Source organism: Microbispora cellulosiformans (genome assembly GCF_008728085.1).
Lineage (GTDB): Bacteria > Actinomycetota > Actinomycetes > Streptosporangiales > Streptosporangiaceae > Microbispora > Microbispora amethystogenes.
On sequence record NZ_VYTZ01000001.1, the window covers coordinates 930650 to 953415 of the forward strand.

General features: G+C 70.6%; 20 protein-coding genes. 11 read left to right on the forward strand and 9 right to left on the reverse strand.

From position 1 onward, the window contains the following. Nucleotides 1–42 precede the first annotated feature (42 nt). Nucleotides 43–918 (reverse strand): NAD(P)H-binding protein, encoded by an 876-nt coding sequence (locus F5972_RS03995; RefSeq protein ID WP_150931094.1) that lies wholly within the window; start codon nucleotides 916–918, stop codon nucleotides 43–45. Between the two features lie 113 nt (nucleotides 919–1031). On the opposite strand from F5972_RS03995, the gene F5972_RS04000 reads away from it, so the two are divergent. Together F5972_RS04000 and F5972_RS04005 are read left to right on the forward strand one after the other, a co-directional pair. Continuing rightward, complete coding sequence (locus F5972_RS04000) at nucleotides 1032–1646, forward strand: TetR/AcrR family transcriptional regulator (RefSeq protein WP_150931096.1); 615 nt, start codon at nucleotides 1032–1034, stop codon at nucleotides 1644–1646. A 91-nt stretch (nucleotides 1647–1737) separates the two neighbouring features. Next, on the forward strand, nucleotides 1738–2703 hold the full coding sequence (locus F5972_RS04005) for an aminoglycoside phosphotransferase family protein (protein ID WP_150931098.1): 966 nt from the start codon (nucleotides 1738–1740) through the stop codon (nucleotides 2701–2703). Between the two features lie 11 nt (nucleotides 2704–2714). Here F5972_RS04005 and F5972_RS04010 read toward each other — a convergent pair whose 3' ends face one another. The 6 genes from F5972_RS04010 to F5972_RS04035 form a co-directional block, all read right to left on the reverse strand. Then, nucleotides 2715–3593, reverse strand: coding sequence for a carbohydrate ABC transporter permease (locus tag F5972_RS04010; protein WP_150931100.1), 879 nt, complete (start codon nucleotides 3591–3593; stop codon nucleotides 2715–2717). Then, nucleotides 3590–4531 (reverse strand): carbohydrate ABC transporter permease, encoded by a 942-nt coding sequence (locus tag F5972_RS04015; protein ID WP_150931102.1) that lies wholly within the window; start codon nucleotides 4529–4531, stop codon nucleotides 3590–3592. Before F5972_RS04015 ends, F5972_RS04010 begins: the two co-directional genes overlap by 4 nt. Nucleotides 4532–4574: 43 nt before the next feature. Beyond that, nucleotides 4575–5960: an ABC transporter substrate-binding protein gene (locus F5972_RS04020; RefSeq protein ID WP_150931104.1), complete on the reverse strand. Its 1386-nt coding sequence runs from the start codon at nucleotides 5958–5960 to the stop codon at nucleotides 4575–4577. Between the two features lie 120 nt (nucleotides 5961–6080). Further along, entirely contained in the window at nucleotides 6081–6995 is a 915-nt protein-coding gene (locus F5972_RS04025) for a Rossmann-fold NAD(P)-binding domain-containing protein (protein ID WP_150931106.1), read from the reverse strand. A 93-nt stretch (nucleotides 6996–7088) separates the two neighbouring features. Then, entirely contained in the window at nucleotides 7089–9905 is a 2817-nt protein-coding gene (locus tag F5972_RS04030; protein WP_191909927.1) for an AfsR/SARP family transcriptional regulator, read from the reverse strand. After that, the gene (locus F5972_RS04035) at nucleotides 9850–10962 is read right to left on the reverse strand and encodes a DMT family transporter (protein ID WP_191909928.1); all 1113 of its coding nucleotides are present in this window, start codon (nucleotides 10960–10962) and stop codon (nucleotides 9850–9852) included. The genes F5972_RS04030 and F5972_RS04035 overlap by 56 nt, the downstream gene beginning before the upstream one ends. A 221-nt stretch (nucleotides 10963–11183) precedes the next feature. On the opposite strand from F5972_RS04035, the gene F5972_RS04040 reads away from it, so the two are divergent. Genes F5972_RS04040 through F5972_RS04080 form a run of 9 tightly spaced genes read left to right on the forward strand, consistent with a single transcriptional unit; the run spans nucleotide 11184 to nucleotide 21971 of the window. Next, complete coding sequence (locus tag F5972_RS04040; RefSeq protein ID WP_191909929.1) at nucleotides 11184–12941, forward strand: TauD/TfdA family dioxygenase; 1758 nt, start codon at nucleotides 11184–11186, stop codon at nucleotides 12939–12941. Between the two features lie 30 nt (nucleotides 12942–12971). Further along, a complete protein-coding gene (locus F5972_RS04045; RefSeq protein WP_150931114.1) occupies nucleotides 12972–13859 on the forward strand; it encodes an alanyl-tRNA editing protein in 888 nt (295 codons plus the stop codon). 22 nt (nucleotides 13860–13881) lie between these two features. Next, complete coding sequence (locus F5972_RS04050) at nucleotides 13882–15129, forward strand: ATP-grasp domain-containing protein (RefSeq protein WP_150931116.1); 1248 nt, start codon at nucleotides 13882–13884, stop codon at nucleotides 15127–15129. Continuing rightward, on the forward strand, nucleotides 15126–16376 hold the full coding sequence (locus F5972_RS04055) for a lysine N(6)-hydroxylase/L-ornithine N(5)-oxygenase family protein (RefSeq protein WP_191909930.1): 1251 nt from the start codon (nucleotides 15126–15128) through the stop codon (nucleotides 16374–16376). Before F5972_RS04050 ends, F5972_RS04055 begins: the two co-directional genes overlap by 4 nt. Continuing rightward, nucleotides 16373–16708: a cupin domain-containing protein gene (locus tag F5972_RS04060; RefSeq protein WP_150931120.1), complete on the forward strand. Its 336-nt coding sequence runs from the start codon at nucleotides 16373–16375 to the stop codon at nucleotides 16706–16708. Before F5972_RS04055 ends, F5972_RS04060 begins: the two co-directional genes overlap by 4 nt. After that, a complete protein-coding gene (locus tag F5972_RS04065; protein ID WP_150931122.1) occupies nucleotides 16690–17817 on the forward strand; it encodes an NAD(P)/FAD-dependent oxidoreductase in 1128 nt (375 codons plus the stop codon). Before F5972_RS04060 ends, F5972_RS04065 begins: the two co-directional genes overlap by 19 nt. Continuing rightward, nucleotides 17814–19454 (forward strand): class I tRNA ligase family protein, encoded by a 1641-nt coding sequence (locus tag F5972_RS04070; protein ID WP_150931124.1) that lies wholly within the window; start codon nucleotides 17814–17816, stop codon nucleotides 19452–19454. The genes F5972_RS04065 and F5972_RS04070 overlap by 4 nt, the downstream gene beginning before the upstream one ends. 43 nt (nucleotides 19455–19497) lie before the next feature. Further along, nucleotides 19498–20715: an ATP-grasp domain-containing protein gene (locus tag F5972_RS04075; protein ID WP_150931126.1), complete on the forward strand. Its 1218-nt coding sequence runs from the start codon at nucleotides 19498–19500 to the stop codon at nucleotides 20713–20715. Continuing rightward, nucleotides 20715–21971 (forward strand): MFS transporter, encoded by a 1257-nt coding sequence (locus F5972_RS04080; RefSeq protein WP_150931128.1) that lies wholly within the window; start codon nucleotides 20715–20717, stop codon nucleotides 21969–21971. The genes F5972_RS04075 and F5972_RS04080 overlap by 1 nt, the downstream gene beginning before the upstream one ends. 29 nt (nucleotides 21972–22000) lie before the next feature. Here F5972_RS04080 and F5972_RS04085 read toward each other — a convergent pair whose 3' ends face one another. Beyond that, nucleotides 22001–22429, reverse strand: a complete 429-nt coding sequence (locus F5972_RS04085) for a plasmid mobilization protein (protein ID WP_150931130.1) — start codon at nucleotides 22427–22429, stop codon at nucleotides 22001–22003. Beyond that, on the reverse strand, nucleotides 22426–22737 hold the full coding sequence (locus F5972_RS04090; protein WP_150931132.1) for a hypothetical protein: 312 nt from the start codon (nucleotides 22735–22737) through the stop codon (nucleotides 22426–22428). The genes F5972_RS04085 and F5972_RS04090 overlap by 4 nt, the downstream gene beginning before the upstream one ends. Between the last annotated feature and the right edge of the window lie 29 nt (nucleotides 22738–22766).

Below are 22766 nucleotides of genomic sequence, written 5' to 3' on the forward strand. Positions count from 1 at the left end.
GACGAGCCTAAGGCCGGCGATACCAATGGACAGATGGTCAAATCATCGGTTCCCGGTGAAGGATGTGGCGTGGTCGGTGACCCACTGGCGGAAGGTTCGCGCCGGCCTTCCGAGAAGGTCGGAGACCGTCGAGGTGACGTATGCCGGGCGTCCCGTCGCGGCGTTCCACGCCGCCAGGAGCATGTCCACGGCCGGGCGCGAGGCTTCTGGGGTCTCGCGCCGGAACTCGTCGGGCGACAGTTCCTCGAACGTCAGCCGGCGGCCCAGCGTCTCCCCGATGATGCGTATCTGTTCGGCCTGGGTGAGTGACCCGGGGCCGGTCAGGACGTAGTCGCCGCCGGAGTGTCCGCCCTCGCTCAGGGTCCGCGCGACCACCGCGGCCACATCCCGGTCGTCGACCGGGGCGGTCTCGGCCGCGCCGTACGGCCACCGGACCACGCCCTCGCCACGGACCGCGGCGGACCACCAGAGCAGGGCGTTCGACGCGAACATCCCCGGCCGGACGATCGTCGAGTCGAGTCCGCTGGCTGCGATGAGCCGCTCGATCTCGGCGTGCAGCGCCGCCATCGGGTTCGGCTGCTGGAAGAACGGATGCGGGGTCCGGTGTGGCGCGGACAGGTAGACGACCCGCTGTGCGTGGGCGGCCAGCCGGTCGACGACAGCCGCCGCGGTCTGCGGCGGGGCGGTCCAGACCAGGAAGACCGTACCGATGGCGTGCAGCGCCGCGTCGAGCGATTCGGGCACCGTGAGATCGCCGGTGGCGATCTCGACGTCGGCAGGCAGTGTCGCCGCCGACTCGGAGCGGCGTACGAGGGCACGGACCGGCACGCCCGCGTCGGTCAGCAGATCGACCACGGCGCGGCCGATGCGTCCGGTCGCGCCGGTGACGAGAACCGGAGGCCCTCCCGTGGGTGTCATGGCAGCCTCGCCGTCGTCGGCGAAGTGCGGCGGGTGTCGGTCTGCTTCATGCTCGCCATCTTTTCGTTACCGAGTTAAAAAAGCAACTGAGTAACGAACGATACCCTGACAAGGTGAGCGAGCCGGTCGGGCTGCGGGCCCGCAAGAAGGGACGAACCCGGGACGCGATCGCCGACGCGGCGATCTCGCTGTTCCTGGCGCGCGGGTTCGACCAGGTATCGGTGTCCGACATCGCCGCGATGGCCGAGGTGTCGAAACCGACGCTGTTCCGCTACTTCGCCAGCAAGGAAGACCTGATCCTGCACCGCTTCGCGGACCACAGCGGTGAGGCCGCACGCGTGGTCCGTGACCGGCCCCCCGGTATCGCACCGATGACGGCGTTGCACCGGCACTTCCGGGATGGCCTCGATCGCTTCGAGCCGGTCACCGGCCTCAACGATCATCCCGAGGTGGTGGCGTTTCATCGGCTGGTGTTCACCACCCCAAGCCTGGCGGGACGGCTCCTGCAGTACATGCTCGACGACGAGGACGCCTTGGCCGCCGTCCTCGATCCGGGTGTCCGAGGCCGGCTGCAGGCCGCCCAGGTGATCGCGGTTCGACGCGTACTGGCCCGGACCAACTGGCAGAAGATCGCCGACGGGCGGACCGCGCACGACGTGCGGCCCGAGGCGGTCGCCGACGCGGACCATGCCTTCGCCCAACTGAGCCACGTGACGGGCGACTCCTAGCCCGCCGCGCGGCATCCGTGAAACGCCGATATGAGGTGCCGGGGCCGGAAACTCGATTGCCGTGGGCGTACGGGGGCCGGATCATGCCGGGATGAGTGAGGAGCAGTCTCCGCCGCCCGCCGAGGGCGTACGGATCCCGTGGTCGGCGGTGCCCGAGGAGCTGCGGCTCGCGGTCGAACGGCATCTCGGCGACCGGGTCGCCGAGGCGGTCACGCAGCCGGGAGGCTTCTCACCGGGTGTGGCGGCCCGGCTGCGGCTCGCGGGCGGCGGCAGGGCGTTCGTCAAGGCGGTCGGCCCGGAGCCCAACCCGGACAGCCCCGCGTTCCACCGCGCCGAGGCCAGGGTGGCCGCCGCGCTGCCGGCCGGCGTGCCCGCGCCCCGGCTGCTCGCCTCCTTCGACCAGGACGGCTGGGTGGTGCTGTTGTTCGAGGACGTGGAGGGGCGCCTGCCCGCCCAGCCGTGGGAGCCGGACGAGCTGGCCCTCGTGCTCGGCGCGCTGGCCCGCATGGCCGAGGCGCTCACCCCCGCCCCGATTCGGGTGCCCGCCGCCGCCGAGAGGTTCGGCGACGAGTTCCGGGGCTGGCGGCGGCTGGCCGCGGACGGCGCGGACCTGACCGGCGTGCTCGACCCCTGGGCCGTACGGCACCTGCCGCGGCTGGCGGAGCTGGAGGAGCACTGGGGTGAGGCCGCCGAAGGCGCCTGCCTCGCCCACGCCGACATGCGGGCGGACAACCTGCTGCTCACCGGCGACGGCCGGGTGCTCGTGGTGGACTGGCCGCACGCGTGCCTGGCCGCGCCGTGGTTCGACCTGGTCGGGATGCTGCCCAGCGTGACGATGCAAGGGGGGCCGCCACCGGCCCAGGTCTTCGACGGCCACCCGGTCGCGAGGAACGCCGACCCCGGCGCCGTCACCGCCGTTCTCGCCGCGATCACCGGATACTTCCTGCAGCGAGGGCTCCTGCCCCCGCCGCCCGGTCTGCCCACCCTGCGGGCCTTCCAGCTCGCGCAGGGCAGGGTGGCGCTGACCTGGCTACGACAGCGGACCGGCTGGCGATAGGGTCGGCCGCGTCAGCGCAGGCCTCCGACGGCCAGTCCGCCACGCCAGTGCCGCTGGAGGGTGAAGAACGCGACGATGAGCGGGATCACCGACACGAGCGCGCCCAGGATGATCAGGCTCCAGAGGGAGGTGCTGCCCGCGTTGTTCGCGGAGGCGATCCCCTGCCAGAGGCCGAGCCCGACGGTGACGGGGAAGAGGCGGTTGTCGGAGAGCATGGCGACGGGCAGGAAGTAGTTGTTCCAGGACGCCACGGCCGACAGGAGCAGCACCGTGACCACGGCGGGCCGCATCAGCGGGAGCGCGACCTGGAGGAACGTCCGCACCTCACCCGCGCCGTCGGCCCGCGCCGCGTCCAGGATCTCGTCGGGAACGGCGTCCCGCGCGTACACGTGCATCAGGTAGACGCCGAACGGGTTGAGCAGTGACGGCAGGATCACCGCCCATATCGTGTTCGTCAGGCCGAGCCCGGAGAACATCACGAAGGTGGGGATCACCAGGGCGGTCGCGGGCACCATCAACGCGCCGAGCAGGACGGAGAAGCTGAGGCGCCGGCCGGCGAACCGGTACTTGGCGAAGCCGTAGCCGGCCATGACGGCCAGGATCGTGGCGCCGATCCCGCCCGCGAACGCGTACAGCGTGGAGTTGAGGATCCACCTGCCGTAGATGCCGCCGTCGTAGGTGAACAGTTGCCTGAGGTTGCCGAAGTAGTCGATCCGGTCGGTGAACCACAGGGTGTTGCCGCCGCCGAAGAGGCCGGGGGCGTCCTTGGAACTGTTGACGACGACCCACCAGAACGGCACGAGGAAGTAGACGACCAGGAAGCCGAGGAGCACCTGCAGGGGCAGGTGGCGTTGTGGCGCGCGGCGTGCGCGGGAGCGGCCGGTCGTCACAGGAAGCTCCTCCGCTTGCGGGTGAAGAACAGGAAGGCGTAGACGCCGGCGAACACGATCCCGCCGAGGGCGAAGGAGATCGCCGACCCGTAGTTGAAGTTCGCGAGTGCGAACGCCTGCTGGTAGGCGTACATGTTGGGGGTGAAGTCCGGTCCGATCGTGCCGGCCGCGAGGAATCGCAGGAACTGTGGTTCGTTGAAGAACTGCAGCGTGCCGATGAGCGCGAAGACCAGGATCAGGAGCAGCGCGGGGGCGATCAGCGGGATCTTGATCCGCAGCGCGATCTGCCGTCTGCCGGCGCCGTCCATGCGGGCCGCCTCGTAGAGCGCCGGGTCGATGCCCTGCAGCGCGGCGTACAGGATGATCATGTAGTAACCGGCCCACTGCCAGGTGACGACGTTGACCAGGCCGTAGAAGATCAGGTTGCCGCCGAGGAAGTCGGGCGCGGTGGCGCCGAACAACCCGAAGACGTCGGAGAGCGGCCCGAAGCTCCTGCTGTACAGAAACCCCCACATCACCGCCCCGATGACGGTGGGAATCGCGTACGGAAGGAAAATCATCAACCGCGAGAACCGGGCGAACGCGGATGTGACGGCGTCCAGGATGAGGGCCATCGCGAGCGCGACGACGATCTGCAGCGGGATGGCGACCAGGGAGAAGCGGACCACGAACCACGCCCCCGAGAGGAAACTCGGGTCGGTGAACGCCTTCACGTAGTTGTCGAACAGGACGAAACTGGTGCCGCCGATCAGCTTCTTGCGGAAGAGGCTGAGATACAGCGCGTACGCGAGCGGCGCGATGAGAAGCGCCAGGAAGACGAGCGCGAACGGCCCGACGAAGAGCCACCCCATCAGGTGCTCACGGAGACGCACCGTGCCGCGAGCCTTGTGCGTTTTCTCTCGGGTGCTCGGTGCGCTCTCCTCGATCAGCAGGGTCATCGTGGGCTCCGGGAGGTCGAGGACGGCGGGTCGGCCCGTGGTGTCACTGGACGGTGAAGCCTTGCTCCTTGGCGTAGTTCGCCACGTCCTCCTGGACGCGGTCGGCCGCCTGCGCACCGGTGACCGAGCCCTCGATGACCGCGCCGATCTGCTTCGTCAAGGCGTCGAAGTAGTACTGGCCGAACGGGCTGTAGGTCATGCCCTTGTAGGCGTTCGCCGCGGGGACGTAGACCTCCTTGTTCGCCTGCTGGCCGTCGAAGAACGACACCTTCAGATCCACGAATTCCGGATCGCGCAGCGCCTTGAGGTTCAGCGGGAAGATGATCTGGTTGGTCCAGCCGTCGGTGAGCGACGCGTCGTCGGCGTAGAGGCCGTACGCCACCTTCGCCGCGAGTTCGGGGTTCTTCGCCTGGCTCGTCACGGAGAAGGCCGACCCGCCCCAGTTCACCTGCACCGGGTTGGCGGGATCCCACTGCGGCAGCGGCGCCACCGCGAACTTGCCGGTGTCCTTGCCCTTGCCGACGCCCGCGCCGGTGAGATATCCGGGCGCCCAGGCCGCCGAGATGTACGTCGCGTACTTGCCGTTGACCACACCGGAGATGTACTCCGGCGTGAACTGGTCCTGCGTCCCGACCAGGCCCTTCCGCGCGAGGTTCCCCCAGTAGTCCAGCACGTCCTTGGACGCCTGGTCGTTCAGCGCGATGCCGATCGACTCGGGCCGCGCCGGGTCGTAGGTGATCGGGTTCGCGCCCTTCTGGATCTGCAGCGCCATCATGACGGCCGGCACGTTCGCGCCGAGGTCGCCGAACAGCGGGCCCCCGGCGTCCTTCACCTTCTGCGCCGCCTGCTCGTACTCGGCCCACGTCTTCGGCGGCGTGATCTTGTATTTGTCGAAGACGTCCTTGCGGTAGATCATCGCCATCGGCCCGCCGTCGACCGGCACGCCGTAGACCACGCCGCCGATCGAGACGTCCTTCCACGCCCCCGGGCCGTAGTTGTCCCTGACGGCGTCGTAGCCGTACTTCTTGATGTCGACGAGCGCCTTCTGGATCTGGAAGGTCGGGATCCGGTCCGCCTCGATCATGATCACGTCAGGTGCGCCGGTGCCCGCCGAGATGGCCGTCTGGAACTTGTCGTACTCGTCACCGCCCTGGCCGACGTTGGTCCAGCAGACCTGCACCTCGTTGTTCTGCTTGTTGAAGTTGTCGACGACGAGCCGCATGTTGGGATACCAGCCCCAGAAGGTCACGACCGGCAGGTTCTTCTTGCCGATCGTGTTCGTGCAGTTGCTCGCCTTGTTTCCGGTCGTGTCGTTTCCGCTGTCGCTCGCACCTGCCGCACTTTTACTCCCCGCGTCCGAGGAGCAGGCGGCAAGCACGCACGCGGCGGTGAGCATGGCCGCGGTGGCGAATAACCTTCTCGTCTGCACTGCCACTTCCCCTCCGGGATCGCTGCACACAAGGGGTTTTTTTTAACGTAAGCGACAACTATTCGGAACACAAGGCATTTTCGGCCACTCACTAAACCGCTTAAATGCCGGCGGCGCGGGTCACGTGGTCATCAGTTCGTGCAGGATCGCCTTGGCCGCGTAGAGGCGGTTCTCCGCCTGCTGGAAAATCACCGACTTCGGGGCGTCCACGAGGTCCCTGGAGATCTCGTATCCCGGATGGATCGGCATGTCGTGCATGATCCACGGGTCCGCTCCGCCCAGGTTCTCCCGGTTCAGCTGGAACGACGACATCAGCTTGATGCGGTGCCGCTTCTCCTCCTGGTAGTCCGGGTCGTCGAAGTGCTCCATGTCGACCCAGGTGTCGGTGTAGACGAAGTCGGACTCGGCCGCCGCCGCGGCGACCGTGTCGAACCTGCCGACCAGCCCGGTGGCCTCGGCTTCGGCGACCAGTTCGTCGTCGATCGCGCCGTCGTGCCGCAGCGGCGTGACCAGGTTGACCCGCATTCCCAGCCTGGTGCAGCCGGCGAGGAGCGAGTTGGTCACGTTGTTGTGCACGCCGACGTACGCGAGCCGCGTCCCTTCCAGGCGGCCCGCCGTCTCCAGGACCGTGAGGCAGTCGGCGACGACCTGGGAGGGGTGGTAGCGGGAGCAGCAGCCGTTCACGACGGGGATGGAACTGCTGGCGGCCAGCGCGGCGATGTCGTCGAAGCTCCGCAGGCGGGCCATGACGGCGTCGGCCGTGGTGGAGATGTATCTGGCTTCGAGGTCCAGCGGAGAGATGGCGAAGTTGCTCTCGTCCCAGTTGAGCCGTACGGCGTAGCCGCCCATCTGGTGGACGGCCGCCGTGAACGCGAGGACGGTGCGGGTCGAGGTCTTCTGCATCAGCAGGAGGAGACCTTTTCCGGCCAGTGCGCTCCGGTACGCCTCGGGATTCCGCTTGATCTCCAATGCCTTGCGGACGAGCGCGTCGAGCTGCTCGCCGGTGAACTCCCGGAGCGACAGAAGATGTGACATCAGACTCCTTGTCCTGCGACTTGTCCTGCGACCTGCCCTGGGGGGGCGAGAACCCGGCCAGCCGGACGTCCCCCACTCGGCCAGGCGCTCCCGTCACGTACGGAACGCCGCCTCGGGTTCACCGAGCCAGGTCGGGGTGATGCCGAGGTTCCGGCAGATGGCCTCGGCGAGGGCGAAGGACTCGGCCGCCTCCTCCGTTCTCCCCCGGCTGCGGGCGACCCGTCCGAGGTGGTGGAGCACGTCGGCCTCGACGACCCGCTCGCCCGCCGCCCTCGCGTGCGCCAGCGCGAGCGTGAGAGTGCGGTGCGCGGTGTCCCATCGCGTCAGGGCGGCCCACGCCCGGCCCATCCCGTACAGGGCGTGGGCCATGCCGACCTGGTCCTCGATGGTCTGGCAGAACTCGTGGACGCGCTCGAACCGGGGGAGGGCTTCGGCCGGTTCGCCGCACTCCAGGTTGAGCTCGCCGAGCCGGTAGTTCACCTGCTGGGCCAGGCGGGCGCCCTGCGCCTTCTGCGCCATCTGCAGGGCCTGCTCCAGGTTGATCCGGGCCTCTTCGTGGTTGCCGAGCTGGAGATGGATCTGCCCGACCTGGCGGAGCACGAGCGCTTCGTTGCCGACGTCGCCGAGCGCGCTCAGGGCGGCGGCGCTGCGCCGGGCGCGGGAGAGGGCGTCGTGCAGCCGGCCCCCGAGACGGTCGAGCACGGCCAGCTTGTGCTCGGTGATGGCCTCGGCGTGCCGGTCGCGCAACGCCGTGAAGATCGTGGCGGCCTGCCCGATGAAGTTCGCCGCCGCGCGGTAGTCGTGCCGGTGCAGGCTGAGCTCGCCAAGCTCGGCGAGGATGACCGCCTCGCCGCGGCGGTTGCCGGCGGCCCTGGTGGCGTCGAGGGCGATCTCGTGCGTCTGCTCCCACTCGTCGTGGTGTTTGCGGACCTCCAGGAGGGGCGCGGCGGTCACCGCGAGATCCCAGCAGAGGTCGTCGAAACCCAGGTGCGCCGCCTGCCGGACCGCTCCCTGGATGTTCGGCAGCTCGGCCTCGCACCAGGTCACGGGATCGGTGACGATCTCCCTGAGGTGCTCTTCCGCCATCGGCCGGCGCCGGGCCGTGCTGTGCAGCACCAGATGGTCGTGGCCGGCGAGCTGGGTGTGGGCGTGCTCGGTCACCGTCAGCAGGGCCGCGACGGCCCGCTCCAGGGCGGCGCGCACCTCCTCGCAGGGAAGCTGCGCCTGCGCCTGCTGCCGGGCGAAGATGCGGACCAGATCGTGCAGGCCGTATCGGGGCTGGCTGTGGTCTCCGGTCGCCACGGTGACCAGGTGACTGTGGGCGAGCTGGTCCAGGAGGTCCTCGGCCTCCCGGAGCGGGCAGTCCAGCAGCGCCGCCGCCGCCCATTCCTCGTATTCGACGAGGTCGAGACTGCCGAGCAGCATGAGCAGGAGCCTCGCCCGGGGCCCCAGCGCCGCGTAGGAGAGCATCAGGTTGGCGCGCACGTCCAGCTCGCCGTGCACGAGCTCGTCGAGCCGATGGTGCTCTCCGGCCAGCCGGTCGACCATGCGGCGCACGGGCCAGTGCGGCCGGGCGGCGAGCCGCGCGCCCGCGATGCGCAGCGCGAGCGGGTGACGCCCGCACAGGCGGACGAGCCGCGCGCCGGCTTCCGGGCTGCTCCTCATGCGGTCGTCGCCGAGCATCCGCTGCAGGAAGTCGATCGCCTGCTCCTCGGTGAACGACTCGAGTTCGAGCCGCCGGATGCCCGGAACGGCCGTGAGGCGGTGCCGGCTCGTGATCAGGACGGCGCACCCGCTCGTGCCCGGGATGAGCGGCATCACCTGGCTCTCGTCCGCGGCGTCGTCGAGGATCAGCAGCGCACGTCGCTCCGAGAGCACCTCCCGGAGCATCGCGCTGCGTTCCTCGATGTGCTCGGGCAGCCGGTGGTCGGGCACCCCCAGGGTGCGCAGCGAGCCGGCCAGCGCGACGCCCGGCGGGATGCGGCGCGCCGCCTCGGCCCCGCGGAGCGGCACGAAGATCTGCCCGTCCGGGAAGTCCTCCCGCAACCGGTGGGCGACGTGTACGGCCAGGGTGGTCTTGCCCGCGCCGCCGCGGGCGGACACCGCCACGATCGACGGGCCGACCCGGTCTTCGGAGGTCAGCCAGCGGGTGATCCGCGCGATCTCCTCGGCCCGGCCGGTGAAGTCGGGGGTGTCGGCCGGGAGGTTGCACGGGCGCGGGGAGGCGGCGGCGGGTTCCTCGCCCGGCGCCACGGCCTCTCGCAGGATCGCCTGTTCCTGCTCCCGCAACTGCGGGCCGGGCTCGATGCCGAGCGACTCGACGAGGAGGGCGCGCGTGTCCCGATAGAGCTGCAGCGCCTCCGCCTGGCGGCCCGACCGGTGCAGCGCCTCCATCAGCCGGCCGCGCAGCGACTCACGCAGCGGGAACTCCTCGACGAGCTGGACCAGGACGGGGATCATGTCCGCGTGCCGGCCGAGCGCGAGCTCGTGCTCCACCCACTGGCCGACCGCCGTGAACCGCTGCTCCTCCAGCACCGCGGCCTCGGCCCGCAGCGCGGGGCAGTCGTCGAGCCCCGCGAAGGGCACGCCGGTCCACTCGTCCAGCGCCCTGCGGAGGATCTCCGCCGCCCGCGCGACGTCGCCGCCGGCGGCCGCCTCCTCGCTCCCGGCGACCAGGGCGGAGAACCGCAGGGCGTCCACCTCGGGAGGCCGTACGTGGAGGAGGTAGCCGCGATCGACTCGGGTGATGCGGCGCGGGTCGCCCAGCGTCGTCCGCAGGCCGCGGATGTAGGCGCGCAGGTTCGCGGCCGCGGACGCCGGCGGGTCCGACGGCCACAGCCCGTCGATCAGCCGGTCATCCGGTACGGCCGTGTTCGGATAACAGAGCAGAAGGGCCAGGAGCGTTCGCACCTTCTGGCCCTTCAAGGTGACCTGGGAGCCATTCGCCGTCAGCTCCAGCGGTCCGAGTATGCGGAACCGCAGATCTGGATGCTGCTCTCCCCCGGCCATGGCGGGTAAATACTATGTCAAAAGCCTGCGGGCGGCCTGTGAAAACGCTTCGCCCCCACTTCAGCGACATGCGGGACGGCTTGACGTCCATGAGAAGCACGCCGATCACCATGGTCGCGGCGCCCGCCCAGCCCAGCGGCGTCAAACGATCTCCCGCGAGCCAATATCCGAAGACGCCGGCGAAGACGGGTTCCATCCCGAGGATGACGGACACCCGGGTCGGCGAGGTACGCCGCTGCGCGTACGCCTGAACGAAATAGGCGAAGGCGCTGGCGGCCAGCCCGGTGAACGCGATCGCGCCCCAGGCGTCCCATTCGCCGGGCAGGCGGAAATCCTCCTTGATCAGTGCGATGCACAGGGCGAGCGTTCCGCACGTCGCCAGTTGCACCGCGACCAGGGCTCCCGTGGGGAAAAGGCGGACCGCCCGGTCCATGGCGATGATGTGCAGCGCGAAACAGAGGCTGGAGGCCAGGGTGAGCGCGTCGCCCAGCGGGTGGAAGGCCCCTCCGTACCCCGAGAGGAGCAGCAGGCCCACGGCGGCGGTCGCGATGCACAGGGCGCTCCAGCGGGTGACCCGCTGACGAAGCAGCAACGCGGCCATGAGCGGGGTGAACACGATGTAGAGACCGGTGATGAAGCCCGAGTTGGACGCGGTCGTGTACACGAGACCGATCGTCTGGAACGCGTACCCGCCGACCAGCAGCAGGCCCAGGCCCGCCCCGGCGCCCCATCCCGAACGCGAGAGCCGGGCGATCTGCGCGGCGTACGGAACGGCCACCACACCGGCCGCCAGCAGAAAACGGAGAGCCACGAACGACCACGGCGGCACGTTTTCTATGGCGTCCTGAATTACCACGAAAGTAAGCCCGAAAACGGCGGCCACCACGACGAGACCCGACTCGGCGATCCATGCGGCCTGCGCGTCCGTCTTCCGCGCGGCGGGCTCTTCGATCGACATCAACGGTTTCCTCCGGGCGACGTGCTGGGACATGAGGCTAGGCGGCCGTTGTATAAGCGCCGTATAGGCGGCGCGCACGGTCGCGATGCCTACCGCCCCGGACAGGCCCGGAAAGCTCCCGCCACTATACGAGGAATGTACAGAAATCCGAACTTCGTCCTCTAGCCTCTCCGATGGACGCGAAAGTCTCACCTCGCGAAGTCTCACCTGGAGGATCCGACATGGTGATCGGTATCGATCTGGTGCACGCTGCGGTGTGGAGGTTCGACATTCAGCGGAAATCGGGAGCCGGCCGGGCCGCCGACTTCTCCGAGGTCAGTGTCGTCGCCGACCTCGGAGAATTGGCCGTCGACCTCCTCGGCGGAACGGTGGCCGCTCTCGAGAACGGTTTCGAAGGGGACGCGCTCAAGGGCCTGGGCCTCGTGCTCATTCCCGCTCCGGGCGTCGACGGAGCGGTGTTCACTCCCGGGGAGTGCGAGGCCCTCGACCGGTACGTCCAGGAGGGTGGCGCGGTGCTGATCCTCGGGGACGGGGAGTGGCCGCGGCCGCCTCGGGGCCCCGCCCCGTTCGGGTTCGTCTCGGGCCATCTGGCGATCGGCGACCCCGCGGATCCCGCGCAGCCCCATGTGCGGCCCTACCAGTTCGCGGCCGGGGTCACCGGCACGCACCCCGCGCTGGAGGGCGTCTCCCGGGCGTACCTCTACCGGCCCAAGCCCGTCGGCGCCCGCCTCCCGCTGACCGGCCTGGTGGAGAAGGACGGCCAGATCTTCCTGGGGACGGCGCGTCACGGGGCGGGCAGGGTCGCCGCGGTGGGCAACGCCGAGATGTTCGCGCGTCCCTTCCTCGGCCGCGAGGACAACGCGCGGCTCCTGCTCAACCTGCTCTCCTGGCTGCTGGACGGCCGGCACCAGGGGTCGGCCGCCGACCGGGCGGCCGAGGTGACCGGCGCCTACCGGTTCTCCGGCCGGGACTTCTCCTCCACGGAGAACCTGAAGAACGAGCCCGGGCCGCACGTCGTCGACGCCGGTGTCTACGCCCACCTGTTCACCGGGCTCGCCGACGGGTTCCTGCCCGACTCGGAGACCGACGAGGAGGCGTTCCTCCGCGAGGCCGAACTGCGGTTCCACGAGATGCCGCGCGTAGTCAGGCAGGCGGTGAGCCGGTTCCGCCAGCACGGCACCGACTCGGGCGTCCTGCTGGTGAAGGGCCTGCCCGTGGACCCCGGGCTGCCCCCCACCCCCGCCGACCCGAAGGCGCGCGTCCGTTTCGCCAACCCGCTCAGCGAGCTGTGGCTGGCGGCCTTCGCGCAGGCGCTGGGCGAGCCCATCGGCTACCGGCAGGAGAAGAACGGCCTGCTGTTCCAGAATGTGGTGCCGACGCCCCACAACGCCGCGAAGCTCTCCTCCGAGAGCTCGGCCATCCTGCTCGACTACCACACGGAGACGGCGTTCCACCCCTTCATGCCCGACTACGTGCTGCTGCACTGCCTGCGGCCCGACCACGACGGGGCGGCCAGGACGATCAGCGCCAGCCTGCGGATGGCCCTGCCCCGGTTGAGCCTCCGCGAGCGGGCGATCCTCAGCGAGCCCCTCTACCGGACCGGGATCGACTACTCGTTCGGCAGCTCCCACGGCACGAAGGGCAACGGGCCGCTGCTGCGGGTGCTCTACGGCGACCCCTTCGATCCCTATCTCACCGTCGACCCCGACCTCATGATGGGGATCGTGCCCGAGGCGGACGCCGCCCTGAAGCGGCTGCACGCGGTGCTCCACGAGGTCAGGCGGTGGGTGTGCCTCGACACGGGAGACCTGCTGATCGTCGACAACCGCAGGGCCGTCCACGGCCGCTCGGAGTTCACCCCCAGGTACGACGGCCGGGACCGATGGCTCCAGCGCGTCTGCGTGGTCCGGGACCTCGTTCCGTCCGCCGGACACCGGAGAATGCGCGGCCGTATCATCGACACCGCGTTCGCCGTCTGATCCCTTTCGTGTAAGGACAAGGACCGCGCCATGGGCGAAACCACCTCGGCCCCGAGCACCGTCGCCCTGTTCCCGCAGGGCGTGAGCGCCTGTGAGGCCACCGTCGTCCTCGCGGAGGCGGCCGGCGACGACGGCCCGTTCGTGATCGTCACCGACCGGACGCCGTTCCACCCGCTCGACCACACCTGGCCCGACCAGCCGGGCGACCGGGGCACCCTGACGCTCGGGGGCCGGGAGCACGCCGTCGTCGACGCCGTCACGATGGCGGCCGGGCCGGACGGCACGCTGTACCGGGCGGAGGCGATCCCCGCCCGCCGTACGGACCCGGGCTGGTCCTTCCTGGTCGGTCACGTCCTCGAGACGCCGCCGGACGGGGACCCGGCGGATCTCGCCGGCGAACAGGCGGGCCTGGCGGTGGACGTGGCGCGGCGGTCGAGCCTGAGCGCCGCGCACACCGCCTGCCACCTGATGTCCCTCGCCCTGAACACGGAGCTGCGCGACCTGTGGCGCAAGGTCCCGCGTACGGACTGTCTCGGCAGCCCCGACTTCGACCAGACGGCGATCACCCGGTCGAGCATCACCCCCTGGGAGAGCGTCGACCGTTACCGCCTCGGCAAGTCGCTCCGCAAGGCGGGCTTCGACGCCGAAGCCCTCTCCGGGCGGCTCGACGCGGTGCGCGAGGGCGTCACGGCCCGGCTGGCGGAGTGGATCGCCGGCGGCGGGCGGATCGCGATCGACACCGACGGGCCCTGGATCAACTCCCGCCGCTGGTGGAGCTGCGAGCTGCCCCCGGGTCACGCCCGGCTCCCCTGCGGCGGCACCCACCTGGGCACTCTCGGCGAGCTGGCCTCGATCGACGTACGGATAGTGATCGGAGAGGGGGAGCTGGTAGTCAACACTACGGCCAAGCAGTCATGAACCCGGAAGTGGAGGTCAGTCCGTGTTCGATCCGGTCGGCTCGTCCGTCCTCGTCGTAGAACCGGTCTCCGGCGGCGCAGACGTCGCCCGGCTCGCGCACCACCTCGGCATGACAGTCGTGATCGCCTCGCAGGACGTGGGCGACTGCGAGATCCCCCCCGACCTGAGAAAGCTCGCCTCCACGGTGCTCACCGTGGACACCAACGACGAGCGGACGTTGTTCGACGTGGTCGCCGGGCACCACGAGCGTGAACCGCTCGCCGCGGTGCTCCCGGGCTGCGACTTCTACGTGGCCACGACGGCCAGGCTCGCGGCGCGTCTGGGCCTGCCCGGCCTGCCCGTGGAGACCGTGGACGCCGTACGGAACAAGGCGCGCATGCGCGAGCGGGTCGCCGCCGCCGGGCTGCGCACGCCCCGCTTCGCCGAGGCGTCCTCGCCGGAGGAGCTGCGCACGGCGGCCGGGACCGTCGGCTTCCCGTGCGTCATGAAGCCGGTGGAGTCCTCCGGCAGCATCCACGTGAGCAGGGCCGACGACTGGGCGGGGCTCGCCGCCGCGTACGCCGCCCTGACCGGCGACCGGGAGCTCGACCTCGGCCGCCCGATGGGGCACACCGTCGTCGTCGAGCAGTACGTCGCGGGCGAGGAGGTCAGCGCCGACGGCTACGTCGAGGACGGCCGGGCCACCGTCGTCGCGATCACCAGGACGGTTCTCGGCGCCGAGCCGCGTTTCGTCGAGCTGGGGCACCTGACGCCGGCCGACCTCCCGGACGACGTGGCGAGCGAGGTCGTCGCGTACACGGAACAGGTGGTCCGGGCGCTGAACGTGACCGCCGGGCCGTTCCACTGCGAGGTGCGGCTGAGCGACGAGGGGCCGGTCCTGATGGAGCTCGGCGCCCGGCTGCCCGGCGACGGGATCCCCGAGCTGATCCGGCTCGCCACCGGAACCGACCTCGCCGCGGTCATGCTCGCGGCGGGGCTGGGCGTCGGCGCCGCGGAGCTGCCGGCGTTCGGCACGCCCACCGCGCCGTACGCCGCCATACGCTTCCTCACGGCCGACGACCTCGGCTCCTACAGCGGGATCCGCGGATGGGACGAGCTGGACGGCCGGCCGGAGGTCATCGGCAGGCAGCTGGTCATCCCGCCCGGCACGCCCATTCCCCAGAGCGGTGACTGCCGTTCGCGGCTCGCCAGCGTGCGCTACACCGCGGAGTCGTACGAGGCCGTCCAGGCGTTCTGGAAGAGCCTGGACGACCTGGCGGTGCTCCCGTGAGCGACGTCCTGGACTACGCGGCGGTGGGCGTCGGCCCGGCCAACCTGAGCCTGGCGGCCCTCGGCGCCGACGTCGAGAACCTGCGGAGCGTGCACTTCGAGGCGCGCCCCGGCTTCTCCTGGCATCCCGGCCTCCTGCTGCCCGAGGCGACCCTGCAGGTCTCGCCGCTCAAGGACCTGGTCACGCTGGTCGACCCGACCAGCCGTTACTCGTTCCTCGCCTTCCTCGCCAACGAGGGCAGGTTGTACCAGTTCCTCACCGCGAAGTTCCCGGCCGTCCTGCGCGCCGAGTTCGACCAGTATCTCCAGTGGGCCTCCCGGAGCATCCCGTCCATCGAGTTCGGCGCGGAGGTGCGCGGCATCCGCGTCCGTGCCGGGCGTTCCTCTGACGGGCACTCGTCTGACGGGCACTTCGTCCTCGACACGGGGCGCGGCGAGGTCACGGCGCGGAACGTGGTGCTCGGCACCGGCCAGACGCCGTTCGTCCCCGGCTTCCTGCGCCCCCACCTGGGCGCCGACGTGTTCCACGCCGAGGAGTTCCTGTCGCGGCCCCGGGAACTGCCCGGCCGGGCCGTCGCGGTGATCGGCGGCGGGCAGTCGGGGGCGGAGATCGTCCGTCACCTCATGCGTCTCGACGACCCGCCGCGCAGCATCACCTGGATCACCCGCAGGCCCGGCTTCCTGCCGATGGACGACTCCCCCTTCACCAACGAGTACTTCTTCCCGGCGTACGCGCGGGAGTTCCACGGGCTGCCGCAACCCGACAAGCGGGAGCTGCTGGCCGAGCAGAAGTACGCGAGCGACGGGATCGACCTCGCGACGCTCCAGGACGTCTACCGTGAGCGCTACCGGCACGAGTGCCTGCTGGGCCGCAAGGACTGGCTCCGCCTGATGCCCCGGTCGGAGGTCACCGGCTGCGCCCGGCTCTCCGACGGCTGGGAGCTGGAGGTGAGGGGCCCGCACGCCCCGGTCGTCCGCTCCGACGTCGTGGTCCTCGCGACCGGGTACGAGTACCGCCTCCCGGACTGCATGGCGGAGCTCGCTCCCCACCTGGCCAGAACCCCCGACGGGCTCGTGGTCGGCGACGACTACGCGCTGTCGCTGGACCTGCGGACCTCGGGCCGCGTCTTCCTGCAGAACGGCGCCCGGCACGCCTGGGGCATCGCCGACCCCAACCTCAGCCTGCTGGCGTGGCGCAGCGCGGTCATCCTCAACGCGATTCTCGGTTACCGGAGGTACAACACATGAGCCTCCCCCGGCTCGGCTTCGAGGCGCTGCCGCGCGAGTTCGAGGAGCTGGACGAATGGGCCGCGCTCCTCGGGCCGTTCGACGGCGACCGTCCCTTCTCCATGGCGCGCTTCACGGTGGCCCCCGGCGGCGCGACGCCGCCCGACAGCCACGCCGTGAAGGAGATCTGGCTGGTCCTCGACGGCACCGGAACCGTGCTCTACGAGGGCCGGCCGTACGAGGTCGGCAAGGGCGACCTGCTCGGTTTCGCGCCCTTCGCCGAGCATGTCGCGATGGCGGACCGCGGCGTCCCGCTCTCCGTGCTGTCGATCTGGTGGGGCACGACCGGATGACCGGCGCCGTCCGGGAGTTCGACCTCGCGGTCGTCGGAGCCGGCGTCGTCGGCGCGATGACCGGCCATCTCGCCCTGGAGCGGGAACCGGGCCTGCGGCTGCTCACCGTGGACCAACTGGACCAGGGTGCACCCAACGCGACGGGTCTGTCGGCGGGGCTCGACGTGCCGACGGGGCGGGACGCGCGGCAGCGGGAGCTCGCGGCCCGGAGCACCGCCCTCTACCGGCGGCTCAGAGCCGGACGGCCCGGCCTGCCCGTCCGTCCCCTCGACACCTTCTGGCTGCTGGCGCGCGACAACGTCGGCCGTCTCCGGGAGACGATGGCCGGTCCCGTCCTGGAGGAGGCGGGCGCGGACGCCCTGGACGGCATCTTCCCCGGGCTGCGCCCGTCCGGCGACCAGGCCCTGCTCCGTTCCGACGGCTCCTGGCGCGCCGACGTCGCCGGGCTGACCGGCGCGCTCCTCGATGAGCAGCGGGGCCGCTCCGGCTGCGCCGTCTGGGAGGACGAGGAGGTCACCTCCCTGCGGCCGTACGGGGACGGGTTTCTCCTGGCCGGCGAGGGCGGACGGGCACTCGCGCGGTGCCGTACGGCGGTCGTCGCCACCGGCCCGTGGGCGTTGCACGGACCGTTCGGCGAGCGGATGCGGGCGGCCGGGCTGCGGATCAAGAAGGTCGCCGCGTTCCATCTGGACCTCCGCCCGGCCGACGACGCGCCCGTGCTGATATTCGAGGACGACGACGCGTTCCTGCTGCCGCAGCCGGAGAGCGGCCGCTGGCTCTTCAGCTTCACCTCCCAGGAGTGGGACGGCTCTCCGGTCCTGGGGCCGCCCGCCCTGAGCGACGGGGACCACGGCGAGGCGGTGCGGGTGCTGCGCCGGTACGTCCCCTGGCTGGCCGGAGCGCTCTCCGGCGGGCGCGCCTTCTACGACGGCTACACCCCCGACCGGTTGCCGCTGGTCGAACCGGTGCCCGATCACCCCGGCGTCGTGGTCGCGGTCGGCGGCAACGGATCGGGTTTCCGCCTGGCGCCCGCGATCGCCGAACGCGCCCTCGGTCTTCTCAGCCCCGGTTACCTGGAACCCCAGTCACTTGGAAGTGGTCGCCAATGAGCACTCGCTCCACGGGCATCATCCGCAGCGCGGGCTCCCGCTCCCCGCGCCACTACCTGCTGGTCCCGCCCGAGCCGACCCCCAACGGACGGCTCCACCTGGGCCACATCGCCGGGCCCTACCTGCGGTCGGACATGCTCAGCCGGTTCGCCCGGATGAGGGGGGACCTGCCCCTCACGATCACCGGGATCGACGTCTACGAGCCGTACATGACGCTCAAGTCGGCCGTCGACGGACGCCCCGAAGGCGAGATCGCCGCCGAATACCACGCGCTCATCGCCGAGGACCTGGCCGCGATGGACATCGGCCTCGACGCGTTCGTCAACCCGGCCGAGGAGCCGTGGCGTACGGCGTTCGAGGACGAGGTGGCCGGCTGCCTCCGGCGGCTGCGGGAGCGGGGCGCGGTGACGACGCTCCGCGAGCGGGTGCCCTACAGCCCTTCCGCGGGGCGGTTCGCCGTGGGCCCCTGGCTCGCGGGCCGGTGCCCGGACTGCGACGCCGGCGCGGGGAGCTACTTCTGCGAGGCCTGCGGAGGACACTTCCGCCCGGAGAACCTGCGCGACCCCGAGGGCACGAACGAGGTGGGCCCGCTTGAGTGGCGGGAGATCACCTCGCTGTTCCTGCGACCGGCGGACCCCCGCGACCTGGGGGCGCGGATGGCGGACATCGGGGTCCCCGCGCGCTACCAGGAGACGGTCAGGCGTTACCTCAGCCGCGAGGGCGGGATGGTGCGCGTCAGCGCCCCGGAACGCTGGGGGATCCCGCTGGACGAGGTGGACCCGGGCGTGCCGCGCACGCTCTTCCCGTACGCCGGGATCTTCATGTTCGCCCGGCTGACCGGCGCCGTCCACGGCTCGCTGAGCGGCACCGGCGTCAACGCGTTCGACCCCGGCTCGGATGTCGTCACGGTCACCAGCCTCGGCGTCGACAACGTCGTGCCCACGCTCGTCTGCATCGTCGGCACGTCGCTGCTCCACGGGGACATGAAGACGTACGACCGGACGCTGATCAACGAGTTCTACGGGCTCGAAGGGGAGAAGTTCTCCACCAGCAGGGGCCACGTGATCGGGGCCGCCGACATCGCCGGCACCCCGAACGTCGACGTCGACGCCGTACGGTACTTCCTCGCCGGGACCCGGCTGGAGGAGCGCCGGGAGAGCATGGAGCCGGAGTCGTTCGTCGAGGTGGTCAACCAGCGACTGGCCGGCGGCCTGACGCCCCTGCTGGAACGAGCCCGCCGCGGGCTCGCCGAGGTCTCCGTGCCGGAGGCGATCTCGGACGCGCAGCTCACACGGCTGGAGACGCTGCTGGACCGGCAGCGGTCGGCGCTGGACGGCCCGGTCGTCGCGACCTCCCGGGCGCTGGAGGCCTTCGACGCCTGGTGGCAGAGCGTCGCGGACCTCGACGAGAGCGCCTACTGGTGGCTCAAGGGGGTGAGCGTCCTCGGATTCCCGATCATGCCCCGGCTGAGCCGCCGCATCTGGGAGGATCTCGGCGGTGTGGGAGAGCCCCGGCTGGCGGACTTCCTGGCCCCGACGTCACCGTGCGAGGCCACGCGTCCGCTGGGATTCGGCACGATGAGCATCGGCGACCTCGTGCCGGTCCTGCCCGCCACCTCGCGGTACGCCCTGGCCTGACCCCCGCTACTGTCCTTTGCCACTCCGACCGACGGAAACGACGATGCCGGACCGCCCGCACTACCTCGTCGTCAACCGCTACGACGACAGCGACGCCGAGTATTTCCGCTACTGCGCGGACCAGCCGTGCGACCTGTCGTACCTGACCCTGCCGATGCGGACGACGGCGCTGGGCCCGGTCGAGCCGGGCCGAGTCAGCTCCCTTCCCGACCTGCGGCTCGCGACGTTGGTGCCGGCCGCGCGGGACCTCGCCGAGCGGTACGGACGGTTCGACGGGGTCGTCGCGCTCTCCGAGTTCGACGTGCTGACGGCGGCGCTGCTGCGCGAGGAGTTCGGCGCCCCGGGCCCGGGCGCCGACCTGGTGCGGGCGTTCAAGGACAAGATCGTGATGAAGGAGCGGCTGGCGAAGCATGGCCTGCCGGTGCCGCGGTTCATGGAGCTCGGCGCCTCCACCACGATCGCCGAGATCACCGCCGGGATCGGTTTCCCGCTCGTCCTCAAACCACGGGCCGAGGCCGGTTCCGTCGGGGTGCGGATCATCCGCGACGAGGCGGAACTCGGAGCCGAGCTCGACGGTCTCGACGTCACGGCGTTCGAGTGCGAGGAGTTCGTCTCCACCGAGATCTACCACGCGGACGGCGTCCTCTCCGGAGGGCGGCCGCACTTCCTGAGCGTCTCCGGCTACGTCAACACGCCCCTGGACTTCCTGCGGGGCAGGCCGCTCGGCTCGGCGACGCTCGACCCGGGCCCGCTGCGGGACGAGCTTCGCGAGTTCGCCGTCGCGTGTCTCACGGCTCTCGGCCTGGAGACCGGCTGCTTCCATCTCGAAATCATCCGCCGGCCCGACGGCGGCCTGGTGTTCCTCGAAGCGGGGATGCGCGCCGGCGGCGCGGAGGTGCCCTACGTCCACCGGGAACTCCACGGCGTCGACCTGGTGACGGAGAGCTTCCGTACGGTCCTGGGCATGCCGCTGGAGTCGGCGGGCGCCCGCTTCGGCGACGCCCCGGCCGGGTGGGTGGTGATGCCCGAACCCGCCCTCCGCCCCGGCCGGGTGGTCCGCCGTACGCCGATGGCGGACGTCGTCCCCCAGGTGTACGCCGAGGTGCTGCCGGAGCCGGGGGACGTCTTCGACGGGACCGGCGGCTACTTCCACGTGCCCGGGCGCTTCAGGCTGACGGGGCCGGACGAGCGCGGCATCCGCGCCGCCGCCCGGAGGGTCATGCGGGAGTACGTCGTCGAGTTCGAGCCGACCGGCCTCTGATGGCCGCGGTCCACTGGCGCAACCTCGCGGAACTGGCCGGATTCACGCAGTTCCGCAACCAGTTCCTCGCGAGCGCGCTCTCCTCGGTGGGCAGCGCCCTGACACCCGTCGCGCTCTCCTTCGGCGTGCTCGAGGCCACCGGCTCCGCGGCCGACCTCGGCCTGGTGCTGGCGGCGTACTCGGCGGCCCAGATCGTGTTCATGCTGGGCGGCGGCGTGTGGGCCGACCGCCTGCCGCGCAAGCGCCTGATGGTGCTGTCCGACGCCGTCAGCGCGGCCTCGCAGATCACTTTCGGCCTGCTCCTGCTGACGGGACATCCGCCGCAGTGGGCGATGATCGCGCTGCACGGCCTCGCCGGCGCGGCGAGCGCCCTGTTCATGCCCGCGTCGGTCGGTCTGGTCGCCGAGACCGTGCCGCCGCGGCTGCTTCAGGAGGCCAACGCCCTGCTGTCGCTCACCCGCAACATCTCGGTGAGCGTCGGGCCGATGATCGCGGGACTGGCGGTGGTCCTGGCCGGCGCCGGCTGGGTGCTCGTCGCCGACGGGCTGACCTTCCTGGGCAGCCTGCTGTTCCTCCGCCGGCTGGCGGTCCCCGCCCGGCCCGCGTCCGCGGGCGGCGGCTTCCTCCGTGACTTCCGCGGCGGGTGGCAGGAGGTCGCGAAGCGATCCTGGGTCTGGTCGGGCATCGCCATGTTCATGATCTTCAACTTCGTCTACTCCTTCCTCTACGTGCTGGGGCCGGTGTCGCTGTCCGGCTCGGACAACGGCGGCCTGCTCTGGGGAGCGGTCACCGCGAGCCTCGGCGTCGGCGACGTGCTGGGCAACGCGCTCGCCGTACGGTTCCGGCCGCGCCGCCTCCTGTTCACCGGGCGGCTCATGATGCTGCCGGCGGCCCCGCTGATCGTCGTGCTCGGAGTCGCGCCGGAACCGATCCCGCTCATCCTCTGCGGGCTCCTGGCCGGGATCGCGACCACCTTCCCCAACACCCTGTGGGAGACGGCGCTCCAGCAGCACATCCCCAACTCGTCGCTGTCACGGGTCTCGTCGTTCGACTACGCGGGCTCCTTCATCCTGCGACCGGCCGGGCTCGCCGTCACCGCCCTCGCCGCCTCGGCCTTCAACGCCCAGGCGACGCTGACGGCGGGCGCCGCGCTCATCGTCCTCGCCGTGACCGCGAGCCTCCTCGACCGCGCCACCCGCACCCTGGTCCGCAACGAACACCAGGACCACCCGGCCCCCTCCACCGCCCCAGGGTGACCGTACGACGGGGAGCCAGGCGGCGCACTCTACTCGTCGACCTTGATCCTTCTTTTGCTCGCCCGCTTCAGAATCAATGGTTGATCGTGCTGACGCCGCTGAGGATCGAGTCCGATACCGCTGCGTTGCAGCAGCGCGACAATATGACGGACCGAGTCCTGAAGCTGCTGAGTGTCATCACCTGAAAGGATCGCCGCAGGTGCAGCGGAAGGCGCTGTCGCTGCGGCTTCCAACCCGACCTTGCGCAACCACGCGCTGAGCTTCATGCCTGCCGCCGACGCGGCCTCGCTCAACATGCCGAGATCGCCCGGGCTGACCCGTACTGATACAACACGATCAAGAACTGCGGGAGTGGACTCTTCGGCTACCTGCTCACGGTTGTCATAGAACCACTCGGCACGCTCTGCCTCATCCATCGCAGCGATGTCCGCAGCGCCGGGTTCGTTCTGCCTCATCATGAGCCCCTTCTCGGTGTGTCGTATGCGGTGATCGGTCTTGCCATCTCCAGCTCGTATGGGCCCCAATCACGCTGCAGAGTGACGGGGTAGAGAACAACTACAGTGACTCGCCGACCAGCGTCGGTGGCGCCCACCAAGAGGTAGTGGTCGAGGACGGCCTCTCCTCTTCTCCTCGCCTGCTGCACTTCGGGCTTGTTGTGAACAACCTGCTCAATCTCGTCACGCGAGACGCCGTGCCCCTGCGCATGGGTGAGATTCGACTCGTCCCAATACAGCGGCAGCTCGATGATCGGGAGTGGCTTCCTCATCCGCCACCTACCACGTCATACATCGTACC

Excerpts from the sequence above, each read along its gene's own strand:
- F5972_RS04070 (WP_150931124.1), top strand. The coding sequence starts at position 17,814 with ATGAGCACTCGCTCCACGGGCATCATCCGCAGCGCGGGCTCCCGCTCC.
- F5972_RS04075 (WP_150931126.1), top strand. The coding sequence starts at position 19,498 with ATGCCGGACCGCCCGCACTACCTCGTCGTCAACCGCTACGACGACAGC.
- F5972_RS04015 (WP_150931102.1), bottom strand. The coding sequence starts at position 4,531 with ATGACCCTGCTGATCGAGGAGAGCGCACCGAGCACCCGAGAGAAAACG.
- F5972_RS04045 (WP_150931114.1), top strand. The coding sequence starts at position 12,972 with ATGGGCGAAACCACCTCGGCCCCGAGCACCGTCGCCCTGTTCCCGCAG.
- F5972_RS04035 (WP_191909928.1), bottom strand. The coding sequence starts at position 10,962 with ATGTCGATCGAAGAGCCCGCCGCGCGGAAGACGGACGCGCAGGCCGCA.
- F5972_RS04005 (WP_150931098.1), top strand. The coding sequence starts at position 1,738 with ATGAGTGAGGAGCAGTCTCCGCCGCCCGCCGAGGGCGTACGGATCCCG.
- F5972_RS04085 (WP_150931130.1), bottom strand. The coding sequence starts at position 22,429 with ATGATGAGGCAGAACGAACCCGGCGCTGCGGACATCGCTGCGATGGAT.
- F5972_RS04040 (WP_191909929.1), top strand. The coding sequence starts at position 11,184 with ATGGTGATCGGTATCGATCTGGTGCACGCTGCGGTGTGGAGGTTCGAC.
- F5972_RS04090 (WP_150931132.1), bottom strand. The coding sequence starts at position 22,737 with ATGAGGAAGCCACTCCCGATCATCGAGCTGCCGCTGTATTGGGACGAG.
- F5972_RS04060 (WP_150931120.1), top strand. The coding sequence starts at position 16,373 with ATGAGCCTCCCCCGGCTCGGCTTCGAGGCGCTGCCGCGCGAGTTCGAG.
- F5972_RS04080 (WP_150931128.1), top strand. The coding sequence starts at position 20,715 with ATGGCCGCGGTCCACTGGCGCAACCTCGCGGAACTGGCCGGATTCACG.
- F5972_RS04025 (WP_150931106.1), bottom strand. The coding sequence starts at position 6,995 with ATGTCACATCTTCTGTCGCTCCGGGAGTTCACCGGCGAGCAGCTCGAC.
- F5972_RS03995 (WP_150931094.1), bottom strand. The coding sequence starts at position 918 with ATGACACCCACGGGAGGGCCTCCGGTTCTCGTCACCGGCGCGACCGGA.